A 19,121-nucleotide genomic window follows, 5' to 3' on the forward strand; every position below is an offset into this window, starting at 1 on the left:
AAACGAGCCTCAGATGAGGCTCGTTATATGATCCCAAAACTGTGGGACAGCAGTGCGCTTATTAAGCGGGCTTTTCGTATCCATCACCACATCAGGTCATCGGGGATCTGATACGCTGCATACGGATCGTCTTCATCCATCTAGCGCAGGCTTATTGTTCTGGTGATGAGGTGAATGATCTTATTTTTTTCTTCCGTATTGTATATATGGGGCTGTAGCCATACGATGTCGGTTGGTTGTATGGGTGATATGGTGTAGGGGATTTTTATGAAATTTGATATGTCGATCGACGATAATTATGCCTCATTTATAGACAAGGAGTCGGGCGAGGCTGTTTTTGTTGAATCTTTTGATAATGTGGAATTCGAGGTACGAATTGGCACAGTAACTGAATCCCAAGAAGCGGGGGTTGTACGCGCGAAAACCTCTGACGAACTCAATACGAAATTGGAAGAAATCTATAGAAAATTTAAAGGGAAGTAACATGAGTATTTCATTGGATGAAATATCGACATTGGAAAGTGTTCTCAATGAACAATTTTCCCAGGATAGATTGAGCTTCAAAATGTCGGTTCACTTCGTGAAGGATCGAATGAACCATCCGAGAAATAACCCAGGGATCACGCTAACTGAGCTGAAAGGAATCTTTAATCGCCTTACTACCGTTCATATCAGAAAACTTCTTCTGCTCAAACATCTCGATACATTTAACGTACGCTGCACTAAAACAGACATCAATATACCGTGTGCTGTTGAAATGAGTATTGATCGAACAGGTAATGATCATCGACAGATTATTGCTATTACGGTCATGAGAAAGAAGGGTTTTGTATCGAAAGATCCCATTGAGTTTAAAGTTTAACCGACTGAAATGACTGACGTTTTAACTGAAGAAGAAAAATCCATTCTTGTTCGCTTTGCTAGCGCAGCAGAAGATGCGTCGATTTTAAATGTGATTGAAACTGGTGTTGCCAGTGAGCAGGACGTAATCGCTTTGGCGAGGCTTTACTGGAAGATCGTGGACGATACTAGTGGGCAGAGTGATCTGGACTCGATTCTCGAAAGTCTTTATACAACTCTTCATATCCATTGCGGCAATGCTGGTTTTGCTGATGTTTGGGATGGCGAGATTCCCTGATTACCAACAAAAAAGCCCGCTTAATAAGCGGGCTTTTCGTTTCAATCACCACATCAGATCATCTGGGATCTGATACGCTGCATACGGATCATCTTCATCCATCTGGCCGTCGGTCTGTTCGGCGATCACGATAAAGTGGCCGTCGTCGCGCTCACGGATCTTCTTAGCTACTTGCAGTGGAATCACTGCGTAGCTGTTGCGATGCGCGATGATCGCCAGTTGGCCTTTCGACAGGCGGTCCCATACAGCCTGATCAACGTAGAGGCTTTTTACTTTCTTGCCATCAACAAACTGATACTTGATGTCGCCTTGTGCAGCGCTGATCAGGTTGTTGTCGACGAGTTGCTGCACCTGAGCCTTGATGGCTTTTTTCTGGGCTTCTTCGTCGCGTTGTTTGTTCAGTTCTTTGTCGCGGGCGGCTTTTTCTTTACGCGCTTGCTCCGCTTTTTCGCGGGACTCGTCGGCGTTGTTTTCCTGCCCGGTGCGCTTCAGGTGTTCCTGGCGCTTTTTCTCTTTTTCGTTTTTCTTCTGCTTTTTGTTGTCGGTTAAACCGAGGCCCAGCAGTTGATCCTGGAGTGATTTACCCATAATCCGGTCAGCTCCACTTAGTGTTTCGGTGGCCAGATGCCTTCGGGCATCAGGGCGTTCAGTTCTGTGATGGTGGCGTCGCGTTCTGCATCGGTATTGCCTGTCACGGTGACGTGGCCGAGCTTACGGGCAGGGCGTGCTTCTTTGCCGTAGGAATGACGGTAGGCGTTGTCGATGCTTTCGGCTTTTTCTGCCGGAGTTTCTTCGCCGATCACGTTGAGCATAGCGACGGAGGCAAACTTAGGCTCGGTCGCGCCGAGGCTTTTGCCTGTGATGGCCAGCATGTGGTTACGGAACTGAGAGGCTTCGGTGCCTTCAATCGACCAGTGGCCAGAGTTGTGTACACGTGGTGCTACTTCGTTGCCAACAAGGCCGTCTTCGGTGTCGAACAGCTCAAGGGTAATGGTGCCGACGTAGTCGAGGCTTTCTGCTAGCTGACGGATATAGCGTTCAGCCTGCTCAGCTTTCTCTTGTGAGAGTGCCGGTGCAGGGTAGAGGCTGTAACGCAGGATGCCTTCGTGGTGTACGTTTTCGGTCATTGGGAATACGACGATATTGCCGTCGCGGTCGCGGCTGGCAATAACTGAGGTTTCGCGCTCGAAAGGTACAAAGGCTTCAGCGATGAGTTCGCGATTGCCGATGGAGTTCCAGGCCGGTGCTGCGTCGTCTGGCGTACGCAGTACAAACTGGCCTTTGCCATCGTAACCTTCGGTCGTGGTTTTCATCACGATCGGCAGGCCGAGTTCTTGTACCGCTGTATGAACGTCTTCGAGTGAGTTCACGGCACGGAATTCTGCGGTGGCGATGCCTGCGTTACGCAGTGCATTTTTCTCCAGCAGACGATTCTGGAAGGTTTTCAGGGCGTTCAGGCCTGGGTAGAGCTTGTCGGCGTGTGGCTCAAGTAAGGTCACGATGTGCGCCGGGATGTTTTCTGTCTCGTACGAGAGGATGTCGACCGAGGCAATAAATGCTTCCAGCGCTTCGTCGGTGTGCGCGCGCAGGTCGTACAGTGAAACCTCAATATCCTTAAGATCAGTGATACTGGTTTCTAACATCTGGCCAAGCTGGCCGTTACCTAAAATACCTACTTTCATCGGGATGTCCGTGCTGCGGTTATTCAATAATTCGTGGATCTGGCTGCGACAATACGGTGTTCTTCTGAGTTTCGCGGAACTCGTCAACACGCTTCATCAGGTCAGCGTCTGAGGTGGCCAGAATCTGTGCGGCCAGCAGACCTGCGTTTTTCGCGCCTGCATCACCGATGGCCAGTGTACCAACGGCTACGCCGCCTGGCATCTGAGCGATGGAGAGCAGTGAGTCAATGCCGTTCAGGGCGCGGGATTTTACCGGTACACCCAATACTGGCAGTGAGGTCTGGGATGCTGCCATGCCCGGCAGGTGCGCTGCGCCGCCTGCGCCCGCGATGATGACCTTGAGGCCACGCTCGTGTGCGGTTTTTGCGTAGTCAAACAGCAGGTCGGGGGTGCGGTGCGCCGAAACGACTTTGACTTCGTAGTCTACGCCCAGCAGGTCCAACATATCGGCTGCGTGCTTCATGGTGGGCCAGTCGCTCTTGGAGCCCATGATAATTCCGACAGGTACTGTCATGTCTTGTGTCCTCATGTTTGCGGCGTAACTTCGCGCAAGCGTGCAAAGAAAGCGGCGAATTCTACCACAAGGGGGCGGGGATAGGGGAAAGGTTCAGGCGTTAAGAAGGGGATGCCAGTGCAGAATGACTGCACTGGCAATGACGATAACCGTCAGATGATCAGAGGCTGAGTTCACCTGCGTCGATTTTCGCTTCGGTATCGCTGGTGAGCTCGGTGTAATCGTTGTCTTTGCCAACGATCACATACACTGGCTCATCGCCCACTTTATCGAGGTGGTAGGCTTCTTTCTTGAGCTCCACTTTACGATATTTGAAGGTGCCGGTGACTTCCTGCTGCTCGCGCACGCGGATGAATACCGGAATCTCGTAAGCAGGCATTTTCTCACGAACGTGCTTAGACAGCGCTGCCCAGTCGAACTCTTCCAGAGGGACAGATGGCGTAATGGTTGCCATGCCCGCACGACCATCGGTGTGAGGGATCTGAACACCGTAGACAACGGCGTGTTCGATGCTGTCGAGTTCCATCAGGATGGATTCAACTTCTGTGGTGGCGACGTTCTCGCCTTTCCAGCGGAAGGTATCACCCAGGCGGTCAGCGAAGGATACGTGCTTGTAACCCTGGTTATTCACTAGGTCTCCGGTGTTAAACCAGCAGTCGTCCTTCTTGAAGACGTTGCGCAGCAGTTTGCTGTTGGTGGCGTCTTCGTCGGTGTAGCCTTCAAACGGTTGCTTGTCGTTCACCTCGGTGATCAGCAGGCCGCTGTCGCCCGGTTGCACCGGAATCATAAAGCCTTTGTCATCACGCAGTGGTGCGTCTTCTTCGATGTCGTACTTAACGATGTTGTACGAAAGAGGGCAGAAACCCGCTGTTTTATCGAGGTTAAAGGCGTTGGTGAATACCAGATTACACTCGGATGCACCGTAGAACTCATTGATGTGATCAATGTTGAAACGGTTTTTAAACTGCATCCAGATGTCCGGGCGCAGGCCGTTACCGACACAGACACGGATGTTGTGCTGGGAGTCCGACGGCTTGGCCGGCGCATTCAGCAGGTAGCGGCACAGCTCGCCGATGTAGCAGAAGCCCGTCGCGTTGTGGTGACGGATGTCGTCCCAGAAACGTGACACTGAGAACTTACGCGCAATCGCCATACAGGCGCCTGAACCCAGAACTGCAGCCATGGATACAGTCAGTGCGTTGTTGTGGTACAGCGGCAGAGACACATACAGAATGTCTTTGCTGCTCATGTTCATGGACGCCAGACCCATGCCCGCCAGCGACTTGAACCAGCGATAGTGGCTCATCACGGAGGCTTTTGGCAGGCCGGTGGTACCGGAGGTGAAAATGTAATAGCACGGCTGGTGCATTTTCACTTTTTTGGTGGAATCCGGGTTTTTGTCCGACTGGCCTTCGATGGCCGTCAGGATGTTGGTGTAGTGCTCTGGGCATGCAGTTTCGCCGGTGTCGCGCAGATAATGCAGCGACTTCAGCGAAGCGTCATCGAGATCACCTTCGACCGTCTTAACGTTCTCCAGCATCTCTTCGCCAACGATGATTATTTTCGGTTTGACCAGGGTCAGGCTGTGCAGCAGTACGTCGCCACGCTGACTGGTGTTGATCATGGAGGCAATGGCACCGAGCTTGACGATGGCCAGTACTGAAATCAGGGTTTCCGGACGGTTCTCAAGAACCACGGCAACCACATCACCGCTGCCGATGCCCTGAGAGGTCAGATAATGCGCGATCTGGTTCGCTTTACGGTTTACCTGATCATAGGTGTAAGTCACATCTTCGTAGCGGATAGCGATGTGTTCTGGGCGCTGGCGTGCGTGTTTCTCAAGCAGAAGTCCGATTGATTTCTCTTTCTCAGGTTTGCTGGTTGCCAGTTCATACACACCTTTCAGCTTGATCGGAATGCTTGTGGCCTGGCTTGCCAATTGCGTCAGAATATTCGGCAGTGAAACCAGTTTTTCGTTGTATTGAGTCATACGGGTAAGAGTCTCGCTCGAAAGTCCGGAGTGCGACGTTACCGGAAAATTATCATTGTTAATACAGCAACGGGGCGCCAGGCCCCGTGCTTAGTTTGTCGTACAGATTACTTCAGTTCGGCGGATGATTTGCCGAGCAGACGACGAGCAACAATCAGCTGCTGGATCTGCTGTGTGCCTTCGAAGATGTCGAGAATCTTCGAGTCACGCGACCACTTCTCAAGCAGTTCGTCTTCGCCGTAACCCAGCATGCCAAGCATCTCGACACAGCCAAGGGTAATTTCGTTCGCAGTACGACCAGCCTTAGCTTTCGACATGGACGCCTCTTTAGAGTTCGGCATACCGTTGTCGGCCATCCATGCAGCTTTGAGAGTCAGCAAGCGTGCTGCTTCCCATTCTGCTTCATAGCGATACAGTTTGGCTTCGAGTTGTGAGGCCAGTTTGTACGGCGTGCGGTAATCGGTTTTTACCTTGAGCTGCTTGAGCAGTTCGCGGGTGCGATCGATAGAGGCCTTAGCCACACCAATCGCCATGGCCGCAACGACCGGGCGGGTGTTATCGAAGGTCTGCATGACACCGGCAAAGCCTTTTTCAACGTTAACCTCTGGATCACCCAGCAGGTTGCTCGCTGGAATGCGGCAGTCGGTGAAAGTGATCGCAGCGGTGTCAGACGCTTTAATACCCAGCTTCTTCTCAAGACGGACAACTTCCATGCCCGGCGTGCCTTTCTCTACGATGAACGACTTAATCGCCGCACGGCCAAGAGAGCGGTCAACGCTCGCCCAGACCACAACGCAGTCAGCACGTTCGCCTGAGGTAACGTAGATTTTTTCACCGTTGATGATGTACTCGTCGCCATCACGAATCGCCGTGGTACGAACAGCTGCCGAGTCAGAACCGAAACCTGGTTCAGTAATGGCCATCGCTGCCCACTTACCACCGAAACGTGCAAACTGCTCGTCGTCGGCAACTGCTGCAATCGCGGCGTTACCCAGGCCCTGACGTGGCAATGTCAGAGACAGGCCAACGTCACCCCAGCACAGCTCCGCCAGAGACAGTACTGTCGACATATTGGTGCCGTTCTGGATGCCTTCTTTCTTCGGGCCGTTATCCTGCTTCAGTTTGCCAGCACCGGCGCCTTCGCCTGTGGTGCCGTCGTTCATGCCGTCCATGATGGAGGCCAGCATGTCCAGTTCGACTGGGTAAGCGTGCTCAGAACGGTCGTACTTACGCGATACCGGACGGAAAACACTCGCCGCCACCTGGTGTGCCTGGTTAACAAGGGCACGGAATTTTTTCGGATTTTCTAAATTAATCATCTGTGCTTCTCCTTACAGGTGCATGCCGCCGTTGATGCAGGCCAGAACCCGCAGATCACGATACCAGCGCTCAGCTGGGTGTTCTTTGGTGAAACCATGGCCACCCAGCAGCTGAACTGCGTTGGTGCCGATTTCCATGGCTTTTTCAGAACACAGGATGTGTGCAAGGTAGGCTTCGCGATGGAATGGCTTGCCAGCTTCAGCAAGTGCCGCTGCGCGCCAGACCATCAGGCGCATAGATTCGAGTTCGATACCGATATTCGCAACCATAAAGGCTACCGCCTGACGGTGAGAAATTGGCTCGCCGAAGGCTTCACGCTCATTCACGTAAGGAATCAGATAATCGAGTGCTGCCTGACAGGCACCGATGGCCAGTGCACACCAGTGCAGTTGGCCGAGGTCCATAAAGGCTTCAAAGTTAAAGCTGTCATCGCCGAGCAGGGCATCCGGGCCGAGCAGTACTTTGTCGAGAGTCAGTGTGCCCGTTGCGGTAGCGCGCAGGCCCATGGCCGGAGCTGCTTGCCACTGAACGCCTGGTGCATCACCCGGAACAATAAACAGACGGTTACGACGCTTGTAGCGCGCTGCCACCAGATACATTGACGCTTCGCCGCCAAACGGTACCAGGCTCTTAACCCCTGAGATGGTGTAACCGGCTTTGGTTTTCTTCGCTTTTGCTGACAGTTTTGCCGGATCAAACAGAGGGGTAGGTTCCTGTACCGCAATCGCTGCTTTAACAGGCGTTTCTGCCAGGTACTCAGGCAGGTACTTTTCTTTCTGCTTCTGGTTGCCCCATTTAACGATGGCATTTGCGACTGCAACGGGGGCCAGTGTGGCGTAGGCCAGTGAGAAGTCGCCCCAGGCGAGCTCTTCAGCAATGATGGCGTTGGTGGTCGGGCTGTAGCTCTGAGCCGCGCCGCCCATGCTTTCTGGCACTGAGAAGTAGTTCAGGCCGAGGTCCATGATGTCCTGCAGGTAAGTTTCCGGCAGTTTCATGTCTTCGTTGGCATCGTGCGCCAGACCGCGGACAACTTCTTCGGCGTATGAACGCACGGTGTCTTTGATCATCTGTTGTTCTTCTGACAGGGTCAGGTCGAACAGGCCAGCCGTGCTCGGCTCTGGCAGCATTTTAGGATCTTCGGATTTCTTAGCTTTCTTCTTTGCCACCATCTGACCGATGACTTCGAAGCCTTTCTTGGTGCCTGCGTAGGCCAGCTTTTCTGCCGGACGGCGGAGCTTGTACTTCCTGGCGAACTCACTGCCAGAAAAGCGTACCGCCAGACCTAAGCCCAGCCCCTGAATATCTTTTGCCATTTATAACACCTCTTGATGACTCGTTTGAGGAAACACGACAGAGTGAATTTATCCTGTGTCGGCCATTCTCACATCTTTATTACAGTGGCTGCATTGGCAGCCCTGACCGGACATAACGGGCCGGAATGCCAAAACACAGGACACGTTTGGGAGTTACGCGGGCACAAGGTATCATGACCGCAACCAATATCTGCTGAGGATCGACATGCTTACATTGCTTTCACCCGCCAAGACTCTGGATTTTGAGACACCGCCGGTTACGGATCAGTACAGTCTGCCAGATTATCTGGATGATTCGGCTGAGTTGATCGATGTATTGCGTAAGTATTCTCCGGACGAAATCGGCGCTCTGATGAAGCTGAGCCCGAAATTGTCTGAGCTGAACGTGCAGCGTTACAGTGATTGGAAGATTCCTTTTCCTGAAGGGGAATCAAAAGCCGCTGTGCTGGCGTTTAAAGGGGACGTTTATACCGGCCTTGATGCCGACAATATGAGCAAAGACGACCTGGATTACGCACAGGGTCACCTGCGTATTCTTTCAGGTTTGTATGGTTTGCTGCGTCCGCTGGATCTGATTCTGCCGTATCGCCTTGAGATGGGTACGAAACTCGGCAACGATCGCGGCAAGGATCTTTATGCTTTCTGGGGCGACAAGATCACCGACGCTCTGAATGAACTCACTGAGCAATCTGGTATCAATACCATCGTGAACCTGGCGTCGAACGAGTACTTCAAGTCGGTGAAGCCGAAGGCGTTAAAAGCAGACCTGATCACGCCAGTGTTTCGTGATGAGAAAAACGGTAAGTACAAAATTATCAGTTTTTATGCGAAAAAAGCGCGAGGCCTGATGGCGGCGTACCAGATCACTCAGCGTATTGATAACCCTGAAGATCTGAAGAAATTTGATGTGGCGGGCTATCGCTTTTCTGAAGAAGAATCGACCGCCACAGAGTGGGTATTTAAACGTGCAGAGAAGGATGTACCGAATGCGTAAGAGCGTTCTGACTTTGCTGGCCAGCACTGTGCTGGCCACCGGCCTGACGGGGTGTGTTCTTGCACCGCAGACCATTGAACTGAGCGAGAACTATGAAATCGAGCAGCCCGCTGCGTCGGTGTCCCGTGGTGCCTTGATTCGTGTGGTCGACAACCGCGAAGAAATCAGCCCTGACGAGCGTCAGTCGCTGGGTAGCCGTGGTGGACGTCTGGCCGAAAACTCTCCTTTGTATGTTCAGGATGAATTGTCGGCGGTGCTGACGCGTCGCTTGCAGGACAGCATGACGCAACTCGGGTTCGGTGGTGAAAGCCCGCTTGATCCGGTGAAGCTTGAGCTGGCGGTGAATCGTTTCCGTTACAGCTGTAATGAAGGTTTTCTGGTCACAGCCTGCAGTGTCAGTATTCGATTCAATATGACGGTACTGGATGGTAATACGACGTTCACTAAGCCGTATGGTCTGAGCGAATCGCGTCGTGTGGCTGCGGCACCGGTGAAAGAATACAACGAAAAATGGGTAAACGATGTACTCGACCGTCTGTGGGAATACATCTTCAGCGACCCAGAGCTACGCGAATATCTGGGCGTTTAAGCTCATTGCTGAACTGGCAGTTCTACCAATAAAAAAGCCCGCATCAGCGGGCTTTTTTATGAGAGTTGCTAACTGATAGCTTGAGCAATTAGCTCAACGCTTTACTCAGTCGGGCAACGGCATCACGAAGAGTATTCATGCTAGTCGCGAACGACAGACGCATATAACCCGGTGTACCGAAGGCTGAGCCAGGAACCAGAGCAACGCCTGCATCACTGAGAAGCTTCTCAGCAAATTCAACGTCGTCAGTAATGCCCAGTTTTTCCATAGCGCCTTTCACGCAAGGGTAGGCATAGAAAGCACCATCGCCTGGGATACAGGTGATGCCCGGAATACCGTTCAGTGCATCAACGATGTAATCGTGACGTTCTTTAAATGCGGTAACCATCGGAGTCACGCAATCACGGCCGCCACGCAGTGCTGCTTCTGCAGCAACCTGAGAGATAGACGCAGGGTTAGACGTGCTCTGTGACTGAATTTTCTTCATTGCGCCGATCAGCTTAGCCGGGCCTGCCGCGTAGCCGATGCGCCAGCCAGTCATGCTGTAGGCTTTTGAGACACCGTTCAGAACGATAGTGCGCTCGTACAGGTCTGGGTTGGCAGTAACGATGTTTTCGAAACCAAAGTCAGCCCACCAGATGTACTCGTACATGTCGTCGGTTGCGATCAGTACGTCTGGGTATTTACGCAGAACGTCGCCGAGAGCAATAAATTCATCTTTGGTGTATGCCACGCCAGATGGGTTTGACGGGCTGTTCAGTACCACCAGACGGGTTTTGTCTGTGATGGCCGCGTCCAGCTGCTCTGGGGTGATTTTAAAACGAGTCGATTCATCGGTCTCGATGATGACAGGTTCGCCTTCCGCGATTTTGACCATATCCGGGTAAGATACCCAGTACGGCGCTGGAATCACGACTTCGTCACCTGGGTTGATCAGCGCGAGAGCCATGTTGAAGAAGCTCTGCTTACCACCACAGGAAACCAGAATTTGGTTCGGTTCGTAACTGAGGCCATTGTCTGCTTTCAGCTTGTCGATAATGGCAGACTTGAGACCGGGGGTACCGTCAACGGCTGTGTACTTGGTGAAGCCCTTATCGATAGCTTCTGCAGCCGCTGCTTTGATGTGGTCCGGAGTATCAAAATCCGGTTCGCCAGCACCGAGCCCGATAATGTCTTTGCCTTCCGCTCGTAACTCTGCTGCACGGTTGGTCACCGCCAGGGTCGGGGATGGCTTGATCAGTTGAACGCGATCAGACAATTTAAGATCCAATGTACTTTCCTCTAGCACGGCCACGATGTGTGCCTAAAAAATAGCGGGCCTCAAAATAGGCCCTAAAACAACGTATAATCTTACTGGATTTAGACGTTAACTGGAATCCTCATGAGTAAGCCATTCGAGCTGTCATCCAAATATTCGCCCGCAGGCGACCAGCCAAAAGCTATTGATGGCCTTGTGAAAGGTGTCGATGCCGGCCTGCTCAAACAAACTTTGCTGGGTGTAACGGGCTCCGGTAAGACCTACACCATGGCCAACGTGATTGCCCGGTGTGGGCGTCCGGCCATCATAATGGCCCACAATAAAACATTAGCAGCGCAGTTGTACGGGGAGTTCAAAGAGTTCTTCCCGAATAACTCCGTTGAATACTTCGTGTCGTACTACGACTACTACCAGCCAGAAGCCTACGTCCCGTCGTCTGATACTTTCATTGATAAAGACGCCTCGGTGAACGAGCACATTGAGCAGATGCGTTTGTCTGCGACTAAAGCGCTGATGGAGCGTCGTGATGCCATTATCGTCTGCACCGTGTCGGCTATTTATGGTCTGGGTGATCCTGATTCTTACCTTAAGATGATGTTGCACCTTGTGCGCGGTGATCAGGTCAATCAACGTGACATTCTGCGCAGACTGGCGGAGTTGCAGTACACCCGCAATGACGCAGACTTCCATCGCGGTACTTATCGTGTGCGCGGTGAGGTGATCGATATCTTCCCGGCGGAAAGCGATGATGAAGCTATCCGTGTGGAGTTATTTGATGATGAGGTCGAGCAGTTAAGCACGTTCGACCCGCTGACTGGCCAGATCTACAGCCGCCTGGCGCGTGTCACTGTGTACCCGAAAACGCACTATGTGACGCCACGCGAGAAAATTCTGGATGCCATTGAAGGTATTAAGGAAGAGCTGAAAGAGCGCCTTGAGTACTATCGCAAAGAGAATCTTCTGGTAGAAGCGCAACGACTTGAGCAGCGCACCAAGTACGATCTTGAAATGATGCAGGAGCTTGGGTACTGCTCGGGTATCGAGAATTACTCCCGATATCTGTCGGGGCGCGCAGCAGGCGATGCGCCGCCGACCTTGTTTGATTACATTCCCAACGATGCCCTGGTGTTCGTTGATGAGTCGCACGTGACGATTCCGCAGATTGGCGGCATGTACCGGGGGGACCGCTCTCGTAAAGAAACTCTGGTTCAGTTCGGTTTCCGTTTGCCATCGGCACTGGACAACCGGCCTATGCGTTTTGAAGAGTGGGAATCGATTGTGCCACAGTGCATATTTGTTTCCGCGACTCCAGGGCCTTATGAGAAGGATCATCAGGACAACGTCGTCGAGCAGGTAGTTCGCCCGACCGGGCTGGTGGACCCTGAAATTGAAATTCGCCCGGCCACAGGTCAGGTGGATGACTCTCTGCATGAAATTCATCAGCGGGTTGAGAAGGGCGAGCGGATTCTGATTACCGTACTGACGAAGCGGATGGCCGAAGATCTGACCGAGTTCCTGCATGAACAGCAGGTTCGCGTTCGGTATCTGCACAGCGATATTGATACGGTTGAGCGGGTTGAGATCATCCGCGATCTGCGCTTAGGTGAGTTCGATGTGCTGGTGGGGATTAACCTCCTGCGGGAAGGTCTGGATATTCCGGAAGTTTCTCTGGTTGCTATTTTCGATGCCGATAAAGAAGGCTTTTTGCGTTCTGAGCGCTCTCTGATTCAGACCATAGGTCGGGCGGCACGTAACCTGAATGGTAAAGCGATTTTGTACGCTGACCGTGTGACCGATTCAATGCAGCGGGCAATGGATGAAACTGATCGCCGTCGTGAGAAGCAGCTCGCCTTTAATGAAGAGCATGGTATTACACCGAAAGGTGTTATGAAGTCAGTCGAAGATATTCTTGAGGCTGCTCCGCCTCCGGGTAAAAAAGGCAAGCAGCGAGGACGTGCTCGTCAGCAGGTGGCAGAGAAGGAAGCAGGCTATTCGGCGGACGATTGGCAGCACCTGAACGCAGCGGAACTCGGGAAACGCATATCCAAAATTGAGGACGATATGTTTAAAGCTGCGAAGGATCTGAACTTTGAAGAGGCGGCCAAACTGCGTGACCTGCTGCATTCAATGAAAGAGAAAATGATCCAGAATAGCTGAGCGGGTTCTTCTCACTGCTTAAATCAAAAAGCCCTCTGTCTGTACCGAGGGCTTTTTTAGTGTTTTGGCAAAGGTTGTGCGCTATCAGGCAGTCACGATGCCTGTGAAGATAACAAACAGGGCAACGATGCCAGTGTCCCAGACCAGGGTACGGACTACAGGGATGCCCGCCGCATAGATCACAGGGTAAACAATACGTGCTGCGGCAAACACAATTGAGCCCAAAACGGTCAGCCCGTTTGAAATCTCTGTTTGTGCAGCGACCAGAACCAGAGCGACAAAGATGAAACCTGTTTCAATGTTGTTGCTGACAATCCGGTTAAAGCGTTGCGCGAGAGGGCTTTCCTCAGCGGGTGCTTCATCGCGGTTGCTCATAAAGTACGATATCCCATACGCTTTCATTGCAATGGTGGCCTGAAGTAACAGAACAATCAGGCAGGTCATCGCAAACGTCAGCAGTGACATCATTTCGGTCGTCATTCGGGTTTCTCCTGTAGAAAAATAGTCAAACTTCTATAAAACTAGGCCGCTGTGCTCGTAATGAGGTGACAGTCTGGCGGTAGGTCTCTATAAGAGGCGGCAGGATTCAAAAAGGATTCACCAGCGAGAAAAAATATTTCACTGAAAGGGATAAGGAGTTGGTTCGGTGACTATTAAGGAAATTCAGGAAGCGGTTATTGAGCGCGCTCAGGCGGGGGATGATAAGGCCTTATCTGAGCTGCTGAAGGCAGTTCGCCCGAATATTCACAACTACGCAATGAAGCACTGTGTGATTAATGACGTCGATGATGCCGTGCAGGAAGTACTGATCACTGTATCGCGCCGCTTAGACAGTCTTAAAATCGTAGCAGCGTTATCTTCATGGCTTTTTACGACAACTCGGCGCGAGTGTCGCAGGTTGGGGCGTGTTGCCTTTGATTTCGACCCGCATGGTGATGGTACCGCCCTGGAGTGGTTGAACACGACGCCTGAGCAGGATCAATTGATCGACCTGACGCGGGCTATCCGTGATCTTCCCGATACATATCGCGAAGTACTGCTGATGAAGGATTATGAACAGCTGACTAATCGTGAAATCGCGGATAAAACAGGGCAGTCAGTCGCGGCGGTTAAGAGCCGTCTGCACCGGGCGAGAACTATGGTCAGAGATCAGCTCCTGCAGGAAACCAGTAATCTGATCAACGAAGCCTATCAATAAAAAGAACACATAAAAGAGCCCGCAATTGCGGGCTTTTTTATTAACTGAGCTGATCACAAGCGTGAGACGAGCGATCAGGCCTCAGCGACAGGTTTCACAACGAAGAGCAGGTCGCCCTGATTCACTTGCTGACCATCCGTGTTCATAACACGAGTTACCTTAAACTTCTGCTTAGCCGGATAGAGCTGACTGCCAGCACGGTTAAACTGTTTAAGGCTCAGCGGTGTGAACATTTTCATGGCTTCCATCAGACACAGGGTCTGAGAAACATCAATCACGTCACCTTCTTTCACAAAGGCAGGCTCACTCGGAGAAGATGAACCGTAGAAAATACTGGTCGACGGTGAAAGTACTTTCAGTTCGTCTGAGCCTTCAATTTTGAGCTGCGAGGCGTCGACGGCATCTGCGTTCATGTCTGCCGCGTCTTCGATGTCTTTAATCAGTGCATCGAGATCAATCCGATCCAGGAATTTCGGCAGATAAGTCGTATCGTAAACGCCATCAACAAATACGTTGTCGTCCAGCACGCGCTTGAGAAGCGGGATGTTGGTGCATACGCCGGTGATTTTTACTTCATCCAGGTACTTACGCAATTTTGCGATGGTGTCGTTACGGTCTTCGCCATAACAGATGATCTGCGCGACCATGCTGTCGTAGAACGGCGATACCTGCTTGCCTGCGGCAGCCATCGAAATTAATTCGATGTGGTCGTATTTCGGTAATACACATTCGCGGATCGTTCCTGGTGTTGGAACAAACTCCACGTCATCGCCTTTGAATACGGCTTTTTCGGCGTTGATACGAACTTCAATGGCGTAGCCTTTGTGATCTGGTTTCAGATCAGCGATATCACCACCTTCCGCAATACGGAACTGAGTCGAGACAATGTCGATACCAGAAACCAGTTCGGTCACAGGGTGTTCAACCTGAAGACGGGTGTTCATCTCCATGAAGTAGATCGCCATGTTGTCGAGGTCAAAAATAAACTCAACGGTACCGGCGCCAACATAGTCGACAGCGTCTGCCAGTTTTTCTGCGTAATCGTAGGCACCTTGCTCCAGCTCGCGCGGCAGCATGGTAGAGCCTGACTCTTCGAAAATTTTCTGGTTATTGCGCTGAACGGAGCAGTCACGCAGGCCAAGGATTTTGGTGTTGCCCTGAGAGTCACGCAGAACCTGAACCTCAATGTGGCGCAGAGACGTCACATATTTCTCGAGGTAAACATCACCATTACCAAAGGCGGCTTTTGCTTCGGTAGAAATCTGGTGGAACAGGGCGTGAATGCGGTCTGCTGATTCAACAACCTGAATCCCTTTACCGCCACCACCATGTACGGCTTTAAGCAGTACCGGGTAGCCAATTTCATCTGCAACGCTCGCGGCATTCGCGGAGCTGGTCAGAATACCGTGAGAGCCGGGGACAACAGGCACGTTCACGCGCATCGCGGTGTTAATGGCGTTCGATTTGTTACCCATGGTTTCCATTGAGGAGACCGGTGGGCCAACAAAATTAATGTCGTGGTTGCCACAGAGTGCAGCGAACTGGCTGCTTTCTGACAGGAAGCCAATCCCTGGGTGCAGTGCATCAACCCCTTCGTGATGAGCAATGCGCAAGACAGACTTGGCGTTGAGATAACTTTCATCCGGTGTGTTACCACCAATACAGACAACGCGATCCTGTGGCCCAAGCATATCAACAGGTACGGATTCCATATCCGGATCAGACTGGATCAGTACGACTTTAATGTCGTTTTCCTGTGCCTTACGGATCAGCTTAACAGCGGTACAACCACGTGCGTGAACCATGACCTTGTTGATCTTGCCGTATTTTTTCTGGCTGACTTCGTCTTCGGCGGTCAGTGGTGCCATGCGTGCGGCAGAAACATAACCTTCAAGGACGCGTTCGAGTACGTCGTTAACGCTATAGCGTGCCACCGGCATATCCGGGTCAATTTCGCGCAGGCGTTCATCGAGATCGTCGAAGAATGGGTTCGAAACCAGTCCGTCCATTGAATCTGAAGAAACGGATAAATAGTTCGACAGAGTGCAGGTACTTGGCAGGTAACTAGGTACAACGATCTGCCCAGCGAACGGCATATTTGTACCTGAGAAATAATAGGTTTGCGCCAGCGGGTGCGTTACGAAACTCGCCTGAGCACCACCGGTACAGTCGCCAAAACCAAAGACCACCAGAGGCAGGTCATTGTCGCGAACAAAGCGGGTAATACGGTCGTTAACAACAGCCATTGAGAAGAGCGCCGCGGCACCTTCTTTGGTTTGCATGCCGCCGGAGGATACGAAGCAAACGACAGGCAATTGCTGGCGAGCGCATTCGACCATTAATTTGCAGAATTTCTCGGCACTGGCCATATCAAATGCGCCAGCCTGGAAATCCAGGTTCGATACCAGCGCACCGACGCGCTGTGTCTTGCCACCGATATTAATATCCGCAAGGCCGGTGATAACACCACATGGCTGAATATTATTTTTCAGCGCTTTTTCGATAGAAGAACGGAAACCCGGAAAGGCCACTGGGTCAGCTGACATCAGGTTGGCATTGATTTCTTCAAAGTTATTAAAGAAACGGTCAATGATGGCCTTCGGTGATGTGCGCTTCTGACGTTTGGTGTCATCAAGTACGTCCTGAATAAGCAGGTCGTGATACGCCATGGTCAGACGGTTCCAGAAATCTTTACGACGACCGATGCTGACCGGGTTGATGCGCCCGTTATAGCTCTTTCCTGATTGCTCTGCGTTGTAGTACTCAGGCAGAAGCTTCTCGAAAATAAACGTGATCACCACGAAGAGAGTTTCGGACAAGCGCGGGAACGCGAGCTTTTTCCACTCTTCGACAGACTTCAGGAATTCACCGCTCTGCGAACTCTTGATGAAATAGCTGAGCCAGTAATTGAAAGACTCGAGCTCCTTCATGGTGTAGCTTTCGCCTTTGGTCGCTTCCGACAGAGACTTATCCAACAGTGCTTTCACAGAGTCGCGGGAAAGCGCACGGTTGTTGTTCGCTTCTTTCGCGACACTGACCAGGTTATGAATAAAGTTGTCGTAGAGGCTGCCGAACACCAGCATGTTCTGGCAGACGTGACGGAACTCTTCGCGCAGTTCGTCATGCAGAATGGCATCCAGAATCGTGATGTCTGGATTAGCCGGGTTCTGAATATTTTCCTGACGGAACTGAATATACGGTGCCAGCGCTTCTTCAATAATTCGGCGGTTGGCTTCAGTCGCTTGTGTTTCTTCGTTGTTGCACAGAGCTTCTGAACGTGTCGAGAGTTTCAGTTCGGCACGGATGCTTTCTGGCAGTAGTTCGTCTGAAAGAATGGTATTCAGCGCGGTCGCCAGAGACTGACGCAGGGTCCCTTTGCCTTTTTCGGCGTTGCGCTCGGAGGTCAGCTCCTGACGGGTTTCGTGTGGTAACTGCTCACGAATATAAGCCGCCAGTGGGTGCGGATTGTCTTCAATAAAATCGGCAACGGCGCCGGCATCAAGAATATCGGACGAGCGCAGCAAAAAGCGGCTCTGGCGATAGTCTTCAAGGTAATTAAGCAGGCCCTGGAAATTAACCGCGGCATCAGACTTCCAGCGGTTAAACAGATACAGGCCGAAATTAAAGCAAAGGTCCTGCTTTGCTTTCAGGTAGTTATTCTTTGGTTCACCCAGGAAAAGACGGACGATGGTATTACGGCTTTCGTCACGTTCTTCGTATTTCGCCCAGAAGGTTTTCCAGCTCTTTTGCAGGCCATCGTCGTACACGATTTTTTCAGGCGCCTGTAGCCATTTCTGGAACTTACGGTTCTGCTCATTCTGGATGCGTTGCTCCAGCTGACCCGCTGGGATTTCTTTGTCCGCAAGGCGGCCGTAGTTCTCAACCGTGGTCGAGTGAATACGACGACGCAGGGTCAGGTAGCGAGTATAGCGATAGCACAGGCCGAAAATATTGATATGTTCTGTCGGGCTCTGAGCAAGGAAGAAATTCGCGTTATTCTCAAGCGTTGACAGTTTTTCTGATGGGTTCAGAAAACGATCAATACTGCGCTTGTAGTGATCCATCAGGTAAGGGTTATTGCGCGTAAATTCTTTCGCACCTTCTTCGATGGATTGAATGCCACTGGTAATTGCACGCAGCAGATTTGCACGCTTTTCATCGGCATCGGTCGGTGCGTAATCAATGATGCCATCAATCACGCCGGATTCGCGCAGCTGGTAGCCGGATACGCCGACGTACTTTGCACATTCCTGCCATGACAGGTTGTACTTGCGAGCGATACTGGCAAGCCCCTGCGGCTGAATCGTATTGAAAATACCATCGCGTACTGACAGCAGAATATTGGTTGCGGCCAGAGGAATAGCACCGCCAGAGTAACCTGCGCCCCAGATAATACCGATGGTCGGTACATCGTTGTTCACCATCTCGGTGATAAGATGACTGATTGAGTGCGCCTGGTTATTGGCATTGGCCAACTCACCAGCGTCGGCCCCTGGGGTATCGATAAAGGTGATGATCGGCATCGCACGACTGGCGTAATTCTTTGCCTGTTGTGCCGCACGGTTGTGATGAATCGGCCCCCACGCGCCATTGGAGTGGGAGCGGTTCTGGCAGATAAAGCCAACACGGCGAATCTGACCACCGAAATCGAGATCAGCTTCAGCGCAGTACAGTGGCCCGTCTTCGACCTCTGAGACTACACGAACAACGAGATGCTGAACGATACTCTTTGCGTCAGTGCGCTGAGGATTTTCGCTGGGTGCAACGACGCTCTGAATGTAGTCGTCGATGTTGAGCTTTCTCAGTCGATCCAGCTCAATAGCGCATTGCTGAGGAGCAATCAGGCCTTTAACTTTGTGATCAACCGCGTTGTCTTCATACTCGGGAAAAAGCGAGAAGTCCGCCGATAATTTTTCGGCGATCTGAAATAACGGGTCCGTATGATTCGGTAATTCTTGTTGTGTCATG

At 51.7% G+C, this 19,121-nt stretch carries 17 protein-coding genes; 7 read left to right on the top strand and 10 right to left on the bottom strand.

Going from position 1 to position 19,121, the window contains the following annotated elements:
• Positions 1-83: 83 nt before the first annotated feature.
• Positions 84-140, bottom strand: a complete 57-nt coding sequence (locus AC5E51_RS03810; RefSeq protein WP_374047322.1) for a DUF2058 family protein — start codon at positions 138-140, stop codon at positions 84-86.
• Between the two features lie 127 nt (positions 141-267).
• On the opposite strand from AC5E51_RS03810, the gene AC5E51_RS03815 reads away from it, so the two are divergent.
• The 3 genes from AC5E51_RS03815 to AC5E51_RS03825 are packed head-to-tail and all read left to right on the top strand — an operon-like array spanning position 268 to position 1,138.
• Positions 268-483, top strand: a complete 216-nt coding sequence (locus AC5E51_RS03815; protein WP_068438208.1) for a hypothetical protein — start codon at positions 268-270, stop codon at positions 481-483.
• Between the two features lies 1 nt (position 484).
• Positions 485-862, top strand: a complete 378-nt coding sequence (locus AC5E51_RS03820; RefSeq protein ID WP_068441567.1) for a hypothetical protein — start codon at positions 485-487, stop codon at positions 860-862.
• 9 nt (positions 863-871) lie between these two features.
• Positions 872-1,138, top strand: coding sequence for a hypothetical protein (locus AC5E51_RS03825; RefSeq protein ID WP_068438584.1), 267 nt, complete (start codon positions 872-874; stop codon positions 1,136-1,138).
• A 45-nt stretch (positions 1,139-1,183) separates the two neighbouring features.
• Here AC5E51_RS03825 and AC5E51_RS03830 read toward each other — a convergent pair whose 3' ends face one another.
• The 6 genes from AC5E51_RS03830 to AC5E51_RS03855 form a co-directional block, all read right to left on the bottom strand.
• Positions 1,184-1,726 carry a DUF2058 domain-containing protein gene (locus tag AC5E51_RS03830; RefSeq protein ID WP_491778148.1) on the bottom strand — a complete coding sequence of 181 codons (543 nt, stop codon included), beginning with the start codon at positions 1,724-1,726 and terminating at the stop codon, positions 1,184-1,186.
• Between the two features lie 17 nt (positions 1,727-1,743).
• Positions 1,744-2,820 (bottom strand): 5-(carboxyamino)imidazole ribonucleotide synthase, encoded by a 1,077-nt coding sequence (locus AC5E51_RS03835; protein ID WP_301376613.1) that lies wholly within the window; start codon positions 2,818-2,820, stop codon positions 1,744-1,746.
• Between the two features lie 19 nt (positions 2,821-2,839).
• A complete protein-coding gene (purE, locus tag AC5E51_RS03840; protein ID WP_068437450.1) occupies positions 2,840-3,334 on the bottom strand; it encodes a 5-(carboxyamino)imidazole ribonucleotide mutase in 495 nt (164 codons plus the stop codon).
• Between the two features lie 160 nt (positions 3,335-3,494).
• Positions 3,495-5,324: a long-chain-acyl-CoA synthetase gene (locus tag AC5E51_RS03845; RefSeq protein WP_301376612.1), complete on the bottom strand. Its 1,830-nt coding sequence runs from the start codon at positions 5,322-5,324 to the stop codon at positions 3,495-3,497.
• 107 nt (positions 5,325-5,431) lie between these two features.
• Positions 5,432-6,643, bottom strand: coding sequence for an acyl-CoA dehydrogenase family protein (locus AC5E51_RS03850; protein WP_297533262.1), 1,212 nt, complete (start codon positions 6,641-6,643; stop codon positions 5,432-5,434).
• Positions 6,644-6,655: 12 nt separating this feature from the next.
• Positions 6,656-7,957, bottom strand: a complete 1,302-nt coding sequence (locus AC5E51_RS03855) for an acyl-CoA dehydrogenase family protein (RefSeq protein ID WP_301376611.1) — start codon at positions 7,955-7,957, stop codon at positions 6,656-6,658.
• Positions 7,958-8,162: 205 nt separating this feature from the next.
• Between AC5E51_RS03855 and yaaA the strand changes: the two genes are divergently transcribed.
• Both yaaA and AC5E51_RS03865 read left to right on the top strand, forming a co-directional pair.
• The gene (gene yaaA, locus AC5E51_RS03860; RefSeq protein WP_301376610.1) at positions 8,163-8,951 is read left to right on the top strand and encodes a peroxide stress protein YaaA; all 789 of its coding nucleotides are present in this window, start codon (positions 8,163-8,165) and stop codon (positions 8,949-8,951) included.
• Positions 8,944-9,540 (top strand): YajG family lipoprotein, encoded by a 597-nt coding sequence (locus tag AC5E51_RS03865; RefSeq protein ID WP_076514747.1) that lies wholly within the window; start codon positions 8,944-8,946, stop codon positions 9,538-9,540. The genes yaaA and AC5E51_RS03865 overlap by 8 nt, the downstream gene beginning before the upstream one ends.
• 88 nt (positions 9,541-9,628) lie before the next feature.
• Here AC5E51_RS03865 and AC5E51_RS03870 read toward each other — a convergent pair whose 3' ends face one another.
• Positions 9,629-10,810: a pyridoxal phosphate-dependent aminotransferase gene (locus AC5E51_RS03870; RefSeq protein WP_068437466.1), complete on the bottom strand. Its 1,182-nt coding sequence runs from the start codon at positions 10,808-10,810 to the stop codon at positions 9,629-9,631.
• Between the two features lie 111 nt (positions 10,811-10,921).
• Between AC5E51_RS03870 and uvrB the strand changes: the two genes are divergently transcribed.
• Positions 10,922-12,955 (top strand): excinuclease ABC subunit UvrB, encoded by a 2,034-nt coding sequence (gene uvrB / locus AC5E51_RS03875; RefSeq protein WP_297533265.1) that lies wholly within the window; start codon positions 10,922-10,924, stop codon positions 12,953-12,955.
• An 84-nt stretch (positions 12,956-13,039) separates the two neighbouring features.
• On the opposite strand, the gene AC5E51_RS03880 is transcribed toward uvrB, so the two are convergent.
• Complete coding sequence (locus AC5E51_RS03880; RefSeq protein WP_068438889.1) at positions 13,040-13,435, bottom strand: MAPEG family protein; 396 nt, start codon at positions 13,433-13,435, stop codon at positions 13,040-13,042.
• Between the two features lie 166 nt (positions 13,436-13,601).
• On the opposite strand from AC5E51_RS03880, the gene AC5E51_RS03885 reads away from it, so the two are divergent.
• The gene (locus tag AC5E51_RS03885; RefSeq protein ID WP_068438844.1) at positions 13,602-14,153 is read left to right on the top strand and encodes an RNA polymerase sigma factor; all 552 of its coding nucleotides are present in this window, start codon (positions 13,602-13,604) and stop codon (positions 14,151-14,153) included.
• Between the two features lie 74 nt (positions 14,154-14,227).
• On the opposite strand, the gene AC5E51_RS03890 is transcribed toward AC5E51_RS03885, so the two are convergent.
• Positions 14,228-19,120, bottom strand: coding sequence for an ATP-binding protein (locus tag AC5E51_RS03890; RefSeq protein ID WP_491778149.1), 4,893 nt, complete (start codon positions 19,118-19,120; stop codon positions 14,228-14,230).
• Position 19,121 lies beyond the last annotated feature (1 nt).

Source organism: Thalassolituus sp. (assembly GCF_984348125.1).